This window comes from Nocardioides sp. CPCC 205120, assembly GCF_048654585.1.
In the GTDB taxonomy this organism is placed as follows: domain Bacteria; phylum Actinomycetota; class Actinomycetes; order Propionibacteriales; family Nocardioidaceae; genus Nocardioides.
On the sequence record NZ_JBMCYY010000005.1, the window covers coordinates 1 to 2,350 of the forward strand.

General features: G+C 71.1%; 2 protein-coding genes. Both read left to right on the forward strand.

The genetic code is table 11. The annotated features are described in order from the left end of the window. Positions 1-1,322 (forward strand): ABC transporter ATP-binding protein (locus ACOACO_RS18625; protein ID WP_420297788.1); only part of this gene is annotated, 1,322 nt, incomplete at its 5' end. Then, the coding region (locus ACOACO_RS18630; protein ID WP_420297789.1) for an ABC transporter permease at positions 1,319-2,350 on the forward strand (1,032 nt) is incomplete at its 3' end. The genes ACOACO_RS18625 and ACOACO_RS18630, both read left to right, overlap by 4 nt.

Below are 2,350 nucleotides of genomic sequence, written 5' to 3' on the forward strand. Positions count from 1 at the left end.
CGGGCGACGCGCTCGCCGCCGGCATCGGCATGGTCCACCAGCACTTCATGCTGGTCCCCGTCTTCACCGTCGCCGAGAACGTGATGCTCGGTCATGAGTCCACGCGTGTCGGCGGCGTCCTCGATCGGGCGGCGGCACGGGCGAAGGTGCGCGAGCTGTCGGAGCGCTACGGCCTCAAGGTCGACCCCGACGCCCTGGTGGAGGACCTGCCGGTCGGCGTTCAGCAGCGGGTCGAGATCATCAAGGCGCTGGCCAACCAGGCCGAGGTGCTGATCCTCGACGAGCCGACCGCGGTGCTCACGCCGCAGGAGATCGACGAGCTCATGGACATCATGCGCGAGCTCAAGGCCCAGGGGACGTCCATCATCTTCATCACCCACAAGCTGCGCGAGGTGAAGGCCGTCGGCGACCGGATCAGCGTGATCCGGCGCGGGAAGGTCGTCGGCACGGCCGACCCCGACGCCTCCGAGGCGGAGCTCGCCGAACTGATGGTGGGCCGCTCCGTCAGCCTCGTCGTCGACAAGGAGGCGGCCGAGCCCGGCGCCGCCGTCCTGTCTGTCCGCGACCTGACGGTCATCGACCCGCGCGGCCACATGGTGGTCAAGGGGGTCTCGTTCGAGGCCCGCGCGGGCGAGGTGCTCGGGATCGCCGGCGTGCAGGGCAACGGGCAGACCGAGCTGATCAAGTCCCTGCTGGGCCTCGTCCGCCCGGACGCCGGGCGCATCGAGCTCGACGGCCGCGACATCTCCCGCCACGGTCCGCGGCAGAGCCTCGAGGACGGCATCGGCTACATCCCCGAGGACCGTTCGCACGACGGCTTCGTCGGCGCCTTCAGCGTCCGCGAGAACCTCGTGCTCGACCTGTACCGCTCCTCCGAGTTCTCGTCCGGCCCCCGGCTGCGGCTCGGCGCGATCGCCGACAACGCGCGCAGGCGGATCGAGGAGTTCGACATCCGCACGGAGTCGCCCGAGACGCCGGTCGCCTCGCTGTCCGGCGGAAACCAGCAGAAGGTGGTCGTGGCCCGTGAGTTCGCCCGCGACCTCAAGGTCCTGATCGCCTCCCAGCCCACCCGTGGCGTGGACGTCGGCTCGATCGAGTTCATCCACCGTCGGATCGTGGCCTCGCGCGACAGCGGGACCGCGGTCGTCATCGTCTCGACCGAGCTGGACGAGATCTACGCCCTCTCCGACCGCATCGCCGTCATGTACGACGGCAGGATCGTCGCCGTGGTTGGACCCGACACGCCTCGCGAGCAGATGGGCCTGCTGATGGCCGGTGCCGGTCCGGCGCAGGCGCCGACCTCGGACGGAGCTGTCGCGTGAGCGCCCTGACACCCCAGACCGAGTCCGTGGTTCCCGAGCCGTCGGGCGACCGCTCGAGCCGGGACCTGGCCCGCTGGCTGCCGACGGTCCGCGACACGCTCGTCGCGATCGTCCTGGCCTTCGCCGTCGGCGCGTTGCTGATCATGGTGTCGGACGAGGAGGTCGTCGAGGCCGTCGGCAACATCTTCACCCACCCCGGCTCCTTCCTGGTCTACGCGGGCGACTTCGTGCGGCATTCCGCCTCCGCGGTCTACGACGGGTACTCGGCCCTCGTCCTCGGCTCCGTCGGCTCCGCCTCCTCGCTCGAACGGACGCTCGAGCGCTCGGCGCCCCTGATCTGCGCCGGACTGGGCGTCGCGCTGGCGTTCCGCGCCGGCATGTTCAACATCGGTGCCCAGGGTCAGGCCCTGGTGGCCGCCCTTGCGGCGGGCTACGTCGGCTTCACCTTCGACCTGCCGTTCCTCGTCCACCTGTGCGCCGCGGTCGCGGCCGCGCTGCTCGCCGGGGGGCTGTGGGGCGGGGTGGTCGGCCTGCTGAAGGCGCGCACCGGTGCGCACGAGGTGATCACCACGATCATGCTCAACCAGGTCGCGCGCTTCGTGGTGCTGTTCTTCCTCGCCAAGGAGGCGTTCCAGCGTCCCGGCAGCAACAACCTCGAGACGCCCGTCGTCGCCGAGTCGGCCCGTTTCCCGCAGGTCTTCGGCCTGCACCTGGGCATCGTGCTGGCCGTCCTGGCCGCGGTCGGGGTGTGGTGGCTGCTCGAGCGCAGCCGCCTCGGCTTCGAGATGCGCGCCGTCGGCGCCAACCCGGAGGCGGCGCGGACGGCCGGCATGAGCGTCGCCAAGGTGTACGTCGCGGCCATGGCACTGGCCGGCGTGCTGTCCGGCCTCGCCGCGTGCATGACCGTGCTGGGCCTGAGCCAGTCCGTGACCGAGAACGTCATGGGTTCGGTCGGCTTCGACGCGATCACCGTCGCGCTGCTGGGCCGCGCCACTCCTCTGGGCACGGTCCTCGCCGGCCTGCTCTTC